Annotated in this window: 13 protein-coding genes; 4 read left to right on the forward strand and 9 right to left on the reverse strand. The window is 42.4% G+C overall.

Annotated elements, in window-relative coordinates; translation table 11 throughout:
* Nucleotides 1-112: 112 nt before the first annotated feature.
* Nucleotides 113-235 carry a hypothetical protein gene (locus tag FHS24_RS12500; RefSeq protein WP_020443648.1) on the forward strand — a complete coding sequence of 41 codons (123 nt, stop codon included), beginning with the start codon at nucleotides 113-115 and terminating at the stop codon, nucleotides 233-235.
* A 137-nt stretch (nucleotides 236-372) separates the two neighbouring features.
* On the opposite strand, the gene FHS24_RS02495 is transcribed toward FHS24_RS12500, so the two are convergent.
* The 4 genes from FHS24_RS02495 to FHS24_RS02510 all read right to left on the reverse strand — a co-directional run bounded on the left by FHS24_RS02495 (nucleotide 373) and on the right by FHS24_RS02510 (nucleotide 2,441).
* Nucleotides 373-705, reverse strand: coding sequence for a YnfA family protein (locus tag FHS24_RS02495; RefSeq protein WP_183618447.1), 333 nt, complete (start codon nucleotides 703-705; stop codon nucleotides 373-375).
* Complete coding sequence (locus FHS24_RS02500) at nucleotides 702-1,523, reverse strand: PhzF family phenazine biosynthesis protein (protein WP_183618448.1); 822 nt, start codon at nucleotides 1,521-1,523, stop codon at nucleotides 702-704. The genes FHS24_RS02495 and FHS24_RS02500 overlap by 4 nt, the downstream gene beginning before the upstream one ends.
* 64 nt (nucleotides 1,524-1,587) lie before the next feature.
* Nucleotides 1,588-1,917, reverse strand: coding sequence for a DHCW motif cupin fold protein (locus FHS24_RS02505; protein ID WP_183618449.1), 330 nt, complete (start codon nucleotides 1,915-1,917; stop codon nucleotides 1,588-1,590).
* A gap of 62 nt (nucleotides 1,918-1,979) precedes the next feature.
* Nucleotides 1,980-2,441 (reverse strand): methyltransferase family protein, encoded by a 462-nt coding sequence (locus tag FHS24_RS02510; protein WP_183618450.1) that lies wholly within the window; start codon nucleotides 2,439-2,441, stop codon nucleotides 1,980-1,982.
* Nucleotides 2,442-2,729: 288 nt separating this feature from the next.
* On the opposite strand from FHS24_RS02510, the gene htpX reads away from it, so the two are divergent.
* Entirely contained in the window at nucleotides 2,730-3,644 is a 915-nt protein-coding gene (htpX, locus tag FHS24_RS02515) for a protease HtpX (RefSeq protein WP_183618451.1), read from the forward strand.
* A 172-nt stretch (nucleotides 3,645-3,816) separates the two neighbouring features.
* Here the strand turns inward: htpX and FHS24_RS02520 are convergent, their stop codons facing one another.
* Both FHS24_RS02520 and FHS24_RS02525 read right to left on the reverse strand, forming a co-directional pair.
* Nucleotides 3,817-5,091, reverse strand: coding sequence for a saccharopine dehydrogenase family protein (locus FHS24_RS02520; RefSeq protein WP_183618453.1), 1,275 nt, complete (start codon nucleotides 5,089-5,091; stop codon nucleotides 3,817-3,819).
* Between the two features lie 277 nt (nucleotides 5,092-5,368).
* The gene (locus tag FHS24_RS02525) at nucleotides 5,369-6,604 is read right to left on the reverse strand and encodes a carboxynorspermidine decarboxylase (RefSeq protein WP_183618454.1); all 1,236 of its coding nucleotides are present in this window, start codon (nucleotides 6,602-6,604) and stop codon (nucleotides 5,369-5,371) included.
* Nucleotides 6,605-6,780: 176 nt separating this feature from the next.
* Between FHS24_RS02525 and FHS24_RS02530 the strand changes: the two genes are divergently transcribed.
* The gene (locus FHS24_RS02530; RefSeq protein WP_183618455.1) at nucleotides 6,781-7,446 is read left to right on the forward strand and encodes a DUF924 family protein; all 666 of its coding nucleotides are present in this window, start codon (nucleotides 6,781-6,783) and stop codon (nucleotides 7,444-7,446) included.
* 139 nt (nucleotides 7,447-7,585) lie between these two features.
* Here FHS24_RS02530 and FHS24_RS02535 read toward each other — a convergent pair whose 3' ends face one another.
* Both FHS24_RS02535 and lpxB read right to left on the reverse strand, forming a co-directional pair.
* Complete coding sequence (locus tag FHS24_RS02535) at nucleotides 7,586-8,458, reverse strand: ribonuclease HII (RefSeq protein ID WP_183618456.1); 873 nt, start codon at nucleotides 8,456-8,458, stop codon at nucleotides 7,586-7,588.
* A gap of 117 nt (nucleotides 8,459-8,575) precedes the next feature.
* Complete coding sequence (lpxB, locus tag FHS24_RS02540) at nucleotides 8,576-9,826, reverse strand: lipid-A-disaccharide synthase (protein WP_233449083.1); 1,251 nt, start codon at nucleotides 9,824-9,826, stop codon at nucleotides 8,576-8,578.
* 562 nt (nucleotides 9,827-10,388) lie between these two features.
* On the opposite strand from lpxB, the gene FHS24_RS02545 reads away from it, so the two are divergent.
* Entirely contained in the window at nucleotides 10,389-11,471 is a 1,083-nt protein-coding gene (locus FHS24_RS02545) for a 3-deoxy-7-phosphoheptulonate synthase (RefSeq protein ID WP_183618458.1), read from the forward strand.
* Between the two features lie 150 nt (nucleotides 11,472-11,621).
* On the opposite strand, the gene pepN is transcribed toward FHS24_RS02545, so the two are convergent.
* Nucleotides 11,622-14,222, reverse strand: a complete 2,601-nt coding sequence (gene pepN / locus FHS24_RS02550; RefSeq protein WP_227671724.1) for an aminopeptidase N — start codon at nucleotides 14,220-14,222, stop codon at nucleotides 11,622-11,624.
* Between the last annotated feature and the right edge of the window lie 380 nt (nucleotides 14,223-14,602).

Below are 14,602 nucleotides of genomic sequence, written 5' to 3' on the forward strand. Positions count from 1 at the left end.
GCCTATACTCATTGCAGTACGCACAACTTGCGTCATCAGCATTTAACCTAAACTTTAAGCTTGTTTGCACTGGCTTTAAAGGCATTAAGGTTTATCTCAAGAGGAAAATACCATGAGTAAAGGTCAAGACAGTAAAAAGAACGTAAAAAAGAAACCGCTATTAACGGCAAAAGAGAAAAAAGCCGCTAAACAATCTAAAAAAGATGACAACGGCAGTATCTTAGGTAAACATTAATATTTAGTGCATCAGTATACTAACTGAAACTATATTAATCTGAACCATACTAATTAAAGCTATGCCAATTGAACCTCACGGTTTGATTGGCATTTTTTATGCTAGGTACTGTTTTTATAGTAGCTACTGTTTTTATGCTAAGTACTGCGCGGTGCAAACATAATAATTGCCATGCCTAATAGCGCGACGATAGAACCCAATATATCCCACGTGGTCGGCCTGATGCCGTTCACCGTCCACAGCCAAATAATAGCCATCGAAATATAAACACCGCCGTAAGCGGCATAAACTCGACCAGCTGCGGTTGGATGCAAAGACAATAGCCAAACAAAAGCAACTAAACTTAGCGCACCCGGAACAAGCAGCCAAATCGACTTACCTTCTCGTAGCCAAAGATAAGGCAAATAGCAGCCCGCAATTTCTGCCAATGCGGTCAGCGCAAATAGACCAACGGTTTTTAATTCGGTCAAACTAACGACTCCTCGACGGTGATAACTCCGGTCAAATACTGTACGGCATTGCCAGAAATCATTACTCTGTCACCTGCGACGACACAGTCTAAAATACCGCCTCGTTTTGATGCTTGATAAGCGACTAGGTCATTTTTACCTAAACGCTCTGCCCACAATGGCGCAAGTCCTGTATGAACTGAACCAGTCACCGGGTCTTCATCGCCACCATTGGCTGGCCAAAAATAACGTGAGATAAAATCGTAGTTCGCGTACTCAGCAGACTGAGCCTCACAAGTGACCACCACATCTAATGGTGCAAGTTGTGTTAGCCGCTCGTTATCACGCTCTACGTTTAGGACATCTGCTTCAGCATTATAAATCACGAAGTATGCTTGGGTGTTTTTATAAACTTCGACTGATGGAATAGATAATCCTGCCAGCAAACTAGCAGGTATATTATCGACTTTCTCAGGCTTAGTACTGGGAAAGTCCATTTGTATCTTGCCAGAGTTTGTTTGCACAATGGTCAAAACGCCAACCGCTTTGGCGTAAAATTTAATGAATTCTAAATTAGGGTTCTTCTTAAATAACACAAAAGCTGATGCCAAAGTTGCATGGCCGCAAAAAGCAATCTCAGTCAATGGTGAGAACCAGCGGATATGATAGATGCCGTCATCATCAAGAACAATAAAGGCCGTCTCAGATAAATTATTCTCAAAAGCAATCGATTGCATCAAATCATCACTTAACCAATTATCTGTAATGATAACCGCAGCTGAATTTCCCTTAAAAACCGTATCCGTAAAAGCATCGACGACATTGATTTCTAGCTGCATTTTATGTTCTCGCTTTTATTTTTTCATAACTTTATGGTTTTATAGCTTTATGAGCTTACCGCCATCAATCAACAATAAATAGCTTAGCGCCTGTCTTCGTTGATGAACGATGCGCAGTCGTATTGTCCGCTACTTGATAAGTCATACCGGCTGTTAAGGTAAAAGTACGCCCATCTTTTAACTCGGTATTTAGCTCACCCTCAATACAAAATAAAATATGCCCTTTATCGCACCAGTGATCGGCAAGGTAGCCTGCAGAATACTCAACCATATGCACATTGATAGTATCGAATTCACGAGTCTTCCAATATCCTGTGCCCGTTTCGCCTTTGACTTCTACAGTTTCTACTGTTGTCCAGTCGGTAGTAGCAAAAGGTATGTTCTTCATTTCCATAACGTCACCTTCCTGATTTAATCGATCATTTATGAACAATAATTCTCATTAGTTACTATACCTCAAATCCAGCGCCGCACTTTATTTAGATATGCTTGATAAGTCTTGCCAAATTTCCTTGCCATCACTTGCTCTTCTGGCTGTATTTGAAAACGTGTCATATAAAGTATAAAAACGGGTAATAATACAAATGCCAGAAAGTGAGACAGATAGAACGCCCAGCCTAACAAGATAAGCACCAAGCCTAAATACATCGGATTGCGACTATATCGATATATGCCATTGGTTACTAAACTAGATACTTTCTCAAGCGCCTGCGGATTGGGTGTGGTCTGTGCCTTTCTAAACTGCGTCACACCCATGACACCTAAGCTCATTCCGATCACACCCAAACTAACCGCTAACACCGTTGAGCCGCTAAGCGAAAACTGCAAACTTGGCATGATTTTAGCAATACCATACATGGCAGCTGCCGTAATAATGACTTGTGCTACGGGTGGTATTTTAAGTGCTAGAGTGTTCATGGCTGCACCTTATGTATGGCTAAACAACAAATCTAAATCGTTCATTATCTATTATACCTACTAACTTTATATGTGTTTATTTTTCTACCTGTGTCTGTACTTAGCAGTTGTACACTTCATGCCGCTATCATTCCTATTCTTCACATTATAAAACTTTATTGATACTAGAATTGGCGCCTATATTACTTTTAGAAGGTTATAATTGTCCTCTATTTAATTTTAGCCTTTATTGCAGTAAAGGGAATGTCCCTCAGACTGTCGTTGAATTTTAATGAGGAAGTTAGCGTCATGATGCGTATCGGATTGTTCTTATTAACCAACTTAGCGGTGATTGTGGTATTTAGCATCGTGTTTGGTATTTTATCTAGATTTTTTGGTATTGGTGGTGTACATGGCGCGGGCGGGCTAAATTACACCAGCCTTGCCATTATGTGCGGCATATACGGCATGATTGGCTCGATGGTTTCGCTATTTATCTCAAAGTGGATGGCCAAAAGATCAACGGGGACAGTGGTCATTGAAACACCAAGCAATGCTACTGAAAAATGGCTGGTGGATACGGTCGCTAGACAAGCACGAGCGGTAAATATTGGTATGCCAGAAGTGGGAATTTTTAATAATTCCCAGCCAAACGCGTTTGCCACAGGTTGGAATAAAAACAAAGCTTTGGTCGCCGTTTCATCTGGTCTACTACAAAATATGAATCAAGATGAAGTAGAAGCGGTGCTTGCGCATGAGATTGGTCACGTGGCCAATGGTGATATGGTAACGCTCGCACTCATTCAAGGCGTGGTAAACGCTTTTGTTATGTTCTTCGCGCGTATTATCGGCAGCTTCGTTGACCGCACTGTCTTTAAAAATACCAGTAATAGCCCAGGTATTGGTTACTTTGTGACGAGTATTGTGATGGATATTTTGCTTGGATTTTTGGCGTCTGCCATCGTTATGTGGTTCTCACGTCTGCGTGAATTCCGTGCTGATGAGATGGGTGCTAAGCTTGCTAGCAAAGACAAGATGATTGGTGCGCTTGATGCTTTGCGCCCTTCTGCACAACGTCCAGACCAAATGCCAGAGAGCATGAAGGCATTTGCCATCTCGTCAGGGCAGTCTACAGGCTTTAGTATCGCTAACCTTTTCCGCTCACACCCAACGCTTGATGATCGTATTGCAGCGTTGCGGAAGTATAATCCCAATAAGGCGTAGTAAGACGCATGATGGTTTCTTTAAGCCGTAGGATGCGCCCCGCCCAGTTGAGTATATAATAGCGGACAGCAGGCGCAGCTCCTCTATCCTCCCATATAAATTAATACTAAACCGAACATGAAAAAAGCCTATCTTTTAAAAGATAGGCTTTTTTATTGCATAAACGTACTGACTAAATATCGAACTCTAACGCTCTATCGCCTTCGCTGTCTTTGATACGCGTGGGCAAACCAATTTTATTCAGTAGATTGATAAATGGCTTGGCATCTAGCTCTTCAACGTTGACCATCTTGCCAGCATCCCACTCACCTGTAGCGACCAGAATCGCCGCAGCGACGGGTGGCACACCTGCAGTATAAGAGATACCTTGGCTGCCAACTTCATTATAAGCGTCTTTATGGTCTGAGATATTATAGATAAATACTTCACTATCGATACCATTGATTTTGCCTTTAACTTTGTCACCAATACAGGTTTTGCCGGTATAGTTTGGCGCAAGCGAGCTTGGATCTGGAAGTACCGCTTTGACCACTTTTAACGGGATCACTTCTTGCCCTTCCGCAGTCATCACCGGCTGCTCAGACAATAGACCTAAGTTTTGTAGCACAGTAAAGACATTAATATAATGCTCACCAAAGCCCATCCAAAAGCGAATGTTTGGCACATCTAAATTGGCTGATAATGAATGAATCTCATCATGACCACTTAAATAGCTGTTTTGCACGCCAACCACTGGCAAGTCATCTGTACGCTTCACTTCAAACATCTTATTAGACTGCCACTTGCTGTCCTGCCAAGAGTAAACCGTACCGGTAAATTCACGGAAGTTAATCTCAGGATCGAAGTTAGTAGCGAAGTATTTACCATGACTACCAGCATTAATATCAATGATATCAATATCAGTCACTGAACCTGCATCCATCATGTCATAACCAAGACGTGCATAAGCATTGACCATACCAGGATCGAAGCCTGCGCCTAAGATAGCGGTGACATTATTATCCTCACAGCGCTGTTTACGCTTCCATTCATAGTTGTCATACCATGGTGGCGTTTCACAAATCTTGCGCGGATCTTCATGAATAGCCGTATCAATGTACGCTACACCAGTCTCGATACAGGCTTCCAATACAGTCATATTCACAAATGCTGAACCGACATTGATAAGGACTTGAATACCTGTATCCTGAATAAGCTGTATCAGCGCTTGGGTATCCATGGCATCGACTTGATGCGTATGTAATACCGCTGGCTGCTTAAAGCTACCTTTTTCTATGACACTTTGAGCGATTGCAGCGCATTTATCTTTGGTACGTGAAGCGATATGAATCTCGCCAAGTATGTCATTATGCATCGCACATTTATGCGCAACTACTTGAGCGACACCGCCGGCACCGATGATGAGCACATCTTTTTTACTAGGCTTAGCTTGTTGGTTTGTGTTCAAAGAACAATCCTCCTTTGTGTCCCTGTCGATACCATTGATATTGGCTATGCAAAACAGAAACGAGTGAATGATATGCGTGAATTAAAAAGGAAGACCGAGGAAAACCCACGCACCCGTTAGACAAATCCTACTGCGTTTGCCAGTAGCAATTATAACAATTTTTACTCGCTTTTCGGCAAAAATTACAACTTAACTTAAAAACTTCAAGATGAATAATAATTGCTAGATAGTTGTTTGGCAGTGTCATTTATTCATCTCGAATATGATTTTAATAGCGCTATGACAAGCTTGCTTTGTAATCTTGATAATCGAACTCGCGCTGGATATCGATAGTGCCATCTAAGCGGCGAATGACAATCGCTGGCATATTGACGCCGTTAAACCAATTTTTTTTCACCATGGTATAGCCCGCTGCATTGCCAAAAGTAACGGTATCACCTATTTTTAAGTTATTTGGTAATACATACTCACCAAAGATATCGCCTGCCAAACAAGAACGACCATAGATAATCGTATTATCAGCTGATTTAGCGTTCTCGCTGATGGGTGCAATATTGGTAGGGTCTATATCAAGAGAGGCAATATTAATTAAATCACTATTAACAGCCACTATCGGCGCTGACTCACGGTAAATTAACAAATCAAGCATGTGCGCTTCAATAGATGAATCTACTACTGCTAGATTCTTTTCATTATGCATAGTATCTAATACCGTCGTCACCAGTGATCCAGCACCGTGAATACTCGCCTCACCTGGCTCAAGATAGACTTGTACGCCATATTTTTCGCTGAATGTTTTTAATCTGTCTGCCAGTTTTTCTAACGGATAATCAGGCGCAATAAAATGAATGCCGCCGCCCAAACTTACCCATTCAAGCTGTGCCAAGATATCACCGAATCTGGCTTCTATATCTGCCAAGCTCTCACTAAACGCCTCAAAGCTGTCATTTTCACAGTTATTATGAATCATGACCCCAGTGATATCACCAAGTACTGCTGCAATCTTGTCTTTATCATGCTCACCCAAACGACTAAAAGGACGCGCAGGATCAGCAATAATAAATGACGAATTACTGGTCTTTGGATTTAAGCGTAGCCCTACTGGAATATTCTGAGCAGCAGCTTTACCTTTAAAAGCATTTAATTGCGAGATAGAATTAAAAATAATTTTATCCGCATAGCTTAGTACTTCTTCGATTTCATCCGCGCTATAAGCAACGCTATAGGCATGGGTTTCTTTTTTATCTTCGTTATTAGCATCATTGTTACTACCAAAAGTTTCATAGCCCAATCTGACTTCATTTAGCGAAGATGACGTCGTACCATGCAGATAAGGCTGCATAACATCAAATACCCCCCAAGTCGCAAAACATTTGAGTGCAAGCAGTGCTTTTGCTCCAGACAACTCGCACAGGCGAGCGATAATCTGCATATTGGCGACAATCGCCGCTTCATCAAGCAAATAGTAAGGCGTTTTTAGCGCGGCAAGAGAGACATCTGGTGTTGAGTTCATAAGAGATAACCTAATAGCTTTAACAATTTACGGCAATAATAGCTTAATGCTAACGATGGCTTAATGGCGCACTGTGATACAGTCATGACACGTTATCACACATTGTGACAAGGCCAAATGACAGGGCCAAATAAGTGCGCTATAGTAGTATAAATTCATCACAATTAGAATAGCTTATGTCACTCTCAACCGATTATTCTACTTCAAAAACCCATACCAATTTATCGTCACTCGAGCCCAAAAACATAAACTTAGAGCATCTCGATTCAGATGCACGTGCTGTGTTGGATTTTTGGTTTGACAAAGACAATGAGCAATACTGGTTTGCGCAAAATAATGACTTTGATAAGCAGATAAAGGATAAGTTTGGCAAGATTTGGCAAGCAGCAAAACAAGGTGAATGCGTAACATGGCGCATCGCAGATGTGCCAGCCGATAATAACAGCTCAATCACGGCTTTGGCGGGACGCTTGGCTGAAATCATTGTTCTAGATCAGTTTTCGCGTAATTTGTGTCGCGAGCAAGCATGCGCGTTTGCCCAAGATGGTATGGCGTTGGTACTGGCTCAAGAAGCCATTGGACAGCCCCATTTCGACACTCTACCAACGCAGTGGCGTAAATTTATCATTATGCCGTTTATGCATTCTGAATCAGCGATGATTCATAAACGCTATCTACCGCTTTTTGAGCAACTAAACGATGCCGACACTTTAGATTTTGAGCGTCGTCACAAAGACATTATTGATAAGTTTGGCCGTTATCCGCACCGCAATGAGACCTTGAGCCGTGAATCAACTCTCGAAGAAGAGGCTTTTTTACAGCAGCCCAACTCGTCTTTTTAAGCAGTTGTTGAAACGTAAGCTTTAATAAAGCCTAACTGTTGAATGTTGAAATAAAAAGCACCTGTTTAATAAATAGGTGCTTTTTATATTTGAGTGATAGTAATTTTTACTTAGGCTATTTTCTAAATATCTTAACCACTTACCTATTGCCACTCTCGGTATGCGCTACGTTTTCCAGCGCTTTTCTTACCGGTGCAAAACTGCGTCTATGCGCGGTTAATACGCCATAAGTTTCGATTGCTTCCATATGAGCGCGCGTCGGATAGCCTTTATGCTTGGCAATACCATATTCAGGATATTGGGCATCAAGTGCATACATGGTTTTATCACGGCTTACCTTAGCTAAGATACTAGCGGCCGCAATACTGGTATGACGCGCATCGCCTTTTACCCACGCTTGACAGTCAATGACTGACTCTTTTATACCAAGTTTATCAAGGCTTGCATAATCCAAATCTGGACAGCGATTGCCATCAATCAACACCTCAAACTGCCTTTCCACACTGGTATTAAAGTGCTTGGCAATTATTTCTAACAAAACCTCAGTACATAAACGCATACCGAGCATTGTTGCTTGCAAGATATTGATTTGGTCGATGACAGCAGCTGGTATATCAGCGACGATGTGCCCGACGGCATATTGCTGAACCAACGGATAAAGAATGTCGCGTTTTTTTTCACTCAGCTGCTTAGAATCCGTTAATATAGATAACGGCGTACCTTTGAGTGGCGCGTCCTCGATTAGTCCTGACCAAGTAGCAGGTAATATCGCAGCAGCAACATTGACGCTGCCTAACAGAGGTCCGCGCCCTGCTTCATCGATACCAATTTGTATGGGTGCTTGTTCGCTCTCTTCATTTATCGGATATTGCGCCAACAGCTCAACAATATTTAACTGACCTGATAGCTGTATCGGTGCTGCCAGTTGAATATACTGACCTTTAATATCTACTTGCTCAATACAGGTGCTAATTGGCGTGAAAGGATTTGCGCTGCAGGGTGTGTTACTCATAAAATTGTACTGTCTTATTTATTAAAAGATTTAAGTGTGATGTAGATAATATTGAAGCTAGTTTACTTATACTTAGAGAACTTAGGTTTAGTAAGTTTATATTTATTGAGCTTAGTCTTAGTTAGCTTGGGATTGATGATTATCCTGTAAAAACCACTGCTCAATCACGCTATTGGCAGGGTCATGGTTACTCTGCTGTTGTAATAAATGCTTGGTATCAATCAGCGCTTTTAATTGCTCGGCATACGCGCGAGGCTGCAACAAACGCATCACGGTACGACAGATATTATCACCACTGGCCTGCTCTTGGATAAGCTCAGGCACAATCGCGCTATCTGCCAAAATATTGGGCAAACCAACATAAGGGACTTTGACCAAACGTTTAGCAATCTGATAAGTCAGCTGATTTAACTGGTAAATGACCACCATTGGACGCTCAAGTAACAGGGCTTCCAAGGTTGCAGTACCCGATGCCAGCATCACCATGTCTGATGCCGCCATCGCCTGCTGACTAAAGTCTGGCTGGCTGTCATCATAGACTACCACAATCGCCGCGCGCAGTTGCTCTGAGCGCTTATCAATGACATCTTGCACGATATACTGATGGTTTTGATCGACGGTTGGAATGATAAAGCACAGCTTTGGGTCTAATAAAATCAGCTTTTGGATGCCATCTAGCATCAGCGGCAAGATTGCTGTAATCTCACCGCGTCTAGAGCCTGGCATGACACAGATAAGCTGGCTGACATCATCAAAGCGGTCGATGAAAAATTGCTGCAGACCATCATTATGCCAGACCAACTCACTACGGCGCTGATTGACGGGTGTCTCTAGCAACGTCTGATCAATAGTACGTAGCAGCGGATGACCGACACATATCGCCGGATGATTATGACGCTCATAAACGGGTAGCTCAAATGGGAATAGGCAAAGCACCAAATTGGTCGCCGCTTTGATATTATGAATACGCGACTCGCGCCATGCCCAGATAGAAGGGCTGACATATTGCACACAGAATATATCTAGCGGCTTTAGCTTTTTAGAGACTCGCAAATTAAAGTCGGGTGCATCAATACCGATAAACCAGTCAATATCGGCGGCTTTAAAGGCCGTTAATAATTCACGCCGCGCTTTGAGTAAGTCGGGTAATTGCGCCATGACTTCTACCAAGCCCATAACTGCCAAGCGTGATAATGGAAAAATACTTTGTAACCCTTGCGCCTGCATCTTTGCACCGCCAACACCAACCCAAATGATATCATCGCGCAGGTTATTCATCTGCTGCATAAAGTCTGCGCCCAAGCTATCCCCTGACACTTCACCAGCGACAATTCCTATGACCAATGGCGCACCCGTCACAGCAGGCATTGCATCATAAGCATTATAGCCATCAAGCGATGACGTTAAATCAGAAGATTGGTGAGGCGTAGCAGAATCTGTCATGACAAGCTCTCAATATCAAGTTAGTACCATCAAAGCAGTACAGTTAAAATAGGACAAAAAATACAATATGAATATTATAAAATATAGTATATGAAATCGCTCATAAGATGCCTATTAAAAGCCACCTTAGTAATATTTATAAGGCCTAAGGTCAATTCATAAGTCTTAAATTTAGTCGTTTATAAGCTCATCATACGTGACAGTGATGAAAATAGCGAAAAACAGCGAAATTAGTCAATAAAAGCTCGATAACTATTCTCTAAAAGAATAACGCTTATTAATTAGCACAGACAAAATTAACTCTCATTTTAATACTTAATTTTCACATCTATTAACGTCAGCATATAGCTCAGACTTGGCAATGATAACGAAGTTTTAGCCTCAGCATTCCAGTTAGCAGTCAATTAACTGCGCGACTGCCCTTGTCAACCGGCGCTTTTGTCCGCATAATGAATATCCCTATAAATCAGCTAGACGATATATAACCATGACAACACCAGTTACCCATAATGCAGATATTGACGACGTGAATATTGAAAAATTCATTCCTTTGATCACTCCCGCTGAGCTAAAGTCTGAGCTACCTTTGTCGAAAGACGCCTATAACACAGTTCTAAAAGGTCGCAATACCATCCAAGATATCCTAGATGGTAAAGACAAGCGTCTATTTGTGGTCATTGGTCCCTGCTCTATTCACGATATTAAAGCCGCTCACGAGTATGCCGATCGCTTAGCTGTATTGGCAAAAGAGATTGAAGACAGCATCTTCGTTGTGATGCGTGTCTATTTTGAAAAGCCGCGTACCACAGTTGGCTGGAAAGGCATGATCAACGACCCTGATATGAACGACAGCTTTGATATCGAAAAAGGTCTGCGTACTGCCCGTAAGCTACTGCTTGATTTGAACGAAAAAGGTCTACCGTGTGCCACTGAAGCACTAGACCCGAATACGCCGCAGTACATGCAGGATTTGATTAGCTGGTCAGCGATTGGTGCGCGTACGACTGAAAGCCAAACGCATCGTGAAATGAGCTCAGGCTTATCGTGCCCAGTTGGTTTTAAAAATGGTACCGATGGTGGTATGACGGTTGCTGTGAATGCCATGCAAGCAGTAAAAGAAGGTCATAGCTTCCTCGGCTTATCAGCAGATGGTAAAGTCTCTATCATCAAATCTAAAGGCAACCCTTATGCACACGTGGTACTACGCGGTGGTGATGGCAAGCCCAACTATGATGAAACAGCTGTAGCGCAAGTTGAAAACGAGCTGGCTAAAGGCAAGACCAATAGTAAGATTATGATTGACTCAAGCCATGCCAACTCAGGTAAAGACCCGTATCTGCAACCGATGGTCATCCAAAACGTTGCCGAGCAGATTAAAAACGGTAATAAATCTATCATAGGTCTGATGATTGAGAGCCATCTAAAAGGCGGCAATCAAAAACTAACCGCTGATTTGAGCCAACTGGAATATGGCAAATCTATCACCGATGGTTGCTTAGATTGGGATAGCACGGTCGTTGCTCTGCGCAACCTACGTGACATGGTTAAAGACGTATTACCGAATCGTTAATCTTTAATGACGATTTCCAGTAAGTAAATACTATTAAGTTTTTGAAGCATTATTAAACGTTTCATAAAAAAGCCCATCCGATATTATTATCGAATGGGCTTTTTCTTATAAAATAATTTAGTTTATTGTTATAGAGTCATTTAATACAACCTACTCGCTCGCTGATCCTAAAACACTGTTTAAGCTTTCAATTACGTGCTTAGAAGTAGCTTGCTTTTGCAGTTCAAGCAACTGCTCATGTGCCATTTGACGACGTGGTTCAGCTAAGGTATTCCAACGTGCCAGCACTTGTAATAAGCGCGATGCCAACACAGGATTGGCATCATCCAGCTTCTTAATCACAGCGATATAAATATCTAAACCCTCTTGTGTCCATAAGACCGTTGGCTGCGAGGTAAAGGCACTGATGACCGAGCGTACGCGGTTGGGCGTATTCCAATCAAAATCATTATGAGCAAGCAAGGATTTAATAGTATCAGGCGTGACCATATCAGCAGATGCTTGCACACTGAACCATAAATCTATGACCAAGTCATCATGTTGAAAGCGCTTATAAAAGTCCGTCAAATACTCATCAGCGTTTGCCAGTTGATGATTGACCATTACCTTTAACGCGCCAAAGCGCTCTGTCATACAGCTGGCATTATCATATTGCTGCTGCGCCCATTCAGCTGCATCGGCAATATTGGCGGTCAATGCCATATCGAGCACTACATTACGTAAAGCACGGGTGCCACGAGCGGCGGCACTGTCTTCATAATCCTGCATCGGTAGCTGCTTATAAAGCATTGCCCAATGATCTTTTAGCGCCTCTGCTAGCTGTTGATATAAGCCTTCACGCTGTGCTTTTATCAGCTCTGGATCGTAATCTTTATGAATGGCAGATGCCAACTCTGGCGCTGATGGAATATCAAGCAAACGTGCCGCCAACATTGCATCAATAGCAGCCAATTCCGGTAAGGTCTGCGCCATCGCTTGCAAATATACCTCAGGGCTGCTTTTAGCGCCTTGACCTTGCAGTAAAATTCGATTGACCAACATTTGCGTCACTTGCCAGCGGTTAAAACCATTGTTCTCATATTTGAGCAAGAATGCCAAGTCTTCATCTTGATAATCATAATTGAGCTGTACTGGCGCACTAAAATCACGCAGCAAAGATACTACTGGCTCGCTTACTACATTTTCAAAGGTAAAGGTTTGCGTTGCTTGATCGAGTAACAACATACGCTCAGCGACGATAGCACCAGAATCTTTATCAAATAACGCTGTCGCTACTGGAATAGGTAATGGTTTTGGTACATCAAAGCCTGCAACCTGACGAGTTTGTTGACTCAAGGTAATGGTCAATGTCTGCGTCGCGCTGTCATAATCTTGGTGCCCAGATACCACAGGCGTACCGGGCTGACGATACCAGTCGATAAAGTCTTCAATTTTGCTATCGGTAATACTGAGCGCAGACAAAAAGTCTTCAACCGTGACCGCTTGCCCATCATAACGACGGAAGTACTCATCCGTACCTTTACGGAAGTTATCAGGCCCTAGCGTATTGGCAATCATACGGACAATTTCAGCACCTTTTTCATAAACAGTCGTGGTATAAAAGTTATTAATCTCAACGAAACTCTCAGGGCGTACAGGGTGCGCTAACGGTCCTGCATCTTCAGCAAACTGATGCGCGCGCAAGGTTGCGACATCATCAATACGCTGGACGGCACTTGACTGCTGGTCGGCTGAAAACGATTGATCACGATAAACGGTAAAGCCTTCTTTTAGGCACAGCTGAAACCAATCACGGCACGTGATACGATTGCCCGTCCAGTTATGAAAATATTCATGGGCAATGATAGATTTAACACTAAAGCTGCGCGAATCTGTGGTTGTCTCAGGACTAGACAAGACACAAGCAGTGTTAAAGATATTTAAACCCTTATTTTCCATCGCGCCCATATTAAACTGGCTAACAGCAACAATCATATAACGGTCTAAATCATAAGCGCGGCCATAATTGACCTCATCCCATTGCATCGAGTCTTTCAATGCTTGCATACCGACAGCACATTTATCGATGTCAGCTGACTTTGCATATACTTCCAACAATACGTCACGCCCTTCGCTCGTCGTATAGCTATCAGTCAATACGTCTAAATCAGCGATGACGCAAGCAAACAAATAACTTGGCTTATTGGTCGGGTCCTGCCAAATTGCATAATGACGCTCAGGCACATCCGCCACTTCGCCTGCTTCGAGCAAATTACCATTACTCAATAGCGTTGGGAAACGCTTATCAGCTTCCAAGCGTGTGGTAAATACCGCCAGCACATCAGGACGGTCTGGATAAAAGATAATCTTGCGAAAGCCCTCTGGCTCACACTGAGTAACAAACATGGTATCGTCACCACTACCCGCAATATATAAGCCTTCAAGCGCCGTATTGGTGTGCGGATGGATGCGTACTTGCAACTGTAATTTGGTGTTTTCTGGAGCATCGGTAATAGTTAATGTGCCCTCAGATTGCGTATAACGATTACGAGCAAGCGGCTCATCATTAAGCTTAATAGACATCAGCTCAAGCGCTTCGCCATACAGTACCAAGTCGCCCTCAGTCTGACGCTGCATCACCAAGGTGCTATCTACAATGGCATGTTCATCAAATAGCTTAATATCTAAATCAACGGTTTCAACATCAAAGCTTGATGGTTTATAGTCTTTTAAATGAATTTTACTTGGGGCATGTGGCGGCACATCTGGCATGTCAGGGTTAATAATTTGAGCAGCGGTTTCAGTGGCGGACATAGATATTCCTATTATTATTTATGATAAAAAGCTTTTGATAAAAAATATTGTGATAAAAAAATATACGATAAAAATGTATGATCAGTTACGTTCAAGCGGGTCATCAATGAGCAGCAGTTTTATTATGATTGCATGGCTTATGAAATATAATTCATGAAACATAGTTCATGAAGCATAACTCCTGACAAATAGCTTACAACACTTAGCTACATTGCTCTAAACCACCAAATTTCAAGTGCGAGGATGAATAAAAACCAGCTTAGCTTTTATTAATCAGATAGTAGTCATGGCTCGCATGAACCACTCGCATTTTTCTTCATTTATGAATTACTATCGCC

Source organism: Psychrobacter luti, assembly GCF_014192115.1.
Lineage (GTDB): Bacteria > Pseudomonadota > Gammaproteobacteria > Pseudomonadales > Moraxellaceae > Psychrobacter > Psychrobacter luti.

Coding starts and splice junctions, on each gene's coding strand:
- FHS24_RS12500 (WP_020443648.1), top strand. CDS start 113: ATGAGTAAAGGTCAAGACAGTAAAAAGAACGTAAAAAAGAAACCGCTA.
- FHS24_RS02500 (WP_183618448.1), bottom strand. CDS start 1,523: ATGCAGCTAGAAATCAATGTCGTCGATGCTTTTACGGATACGGTTTTT.
- lpxB (WP_233449083.1), bottom strand. CDS start 9,826: ATGCCTGCTGTGACGGGTGCGCCATTGGTCATAGGAATTGTCGCTGGT.
- FHS24_RS02505 (WP_183618449.1), bottom strand. CDS start 1,917: ATGGAAATGAAGAACATACCTTTTGCTACTACCGACTGGACAACAGTA.
- FHS24_RS02510 (WP_183618450.1), bottom strand. CDS start 2,441: ATGAACACTCTAGCACTTAAAATACCACCCGTAGCACAAGTCATTATT.
- FHS24_RS02545 (WP_183618458.1), top strand. CDS start 10,389: ATGACAACACCAGTTACCCATAATGCAGATATTGACGACGTGAATATT.
- FHS24_RS02525 (WP_183618454.1), bottom strand. CDS start 6,604: ATGAACTCAACACCAGATGTCTCTCTTGCCGCGCTAAAAACGCCTTAC.
- htpX (WP_183618451.1), top strand. CDS start 2,730: ATGATGCGTATCGGATTGTTCTTATTAACCAACTTAGCGGTGATTGTG.
- FHS24_RS02535 (WP_183618456.1), bottom strand. CDS start 8,458: ATGAGTAACACACCCTGCAGCGCAAATCCTTTCACGCCAATTAGCACC.
- pepN (WP_227671724.1), bottom strand. CDS start 14,222: ATGCCAGATGTGCCGCCACATGCCCCAAGTAAAATTCATTTAAAAGAC.
- FHS24_RS02530 (WP_183618455.1), top strand. CDS start 6,781: ATGTCACTCTCAACCGATTATTCTACTTCAAAAACCCATACCAATTTA.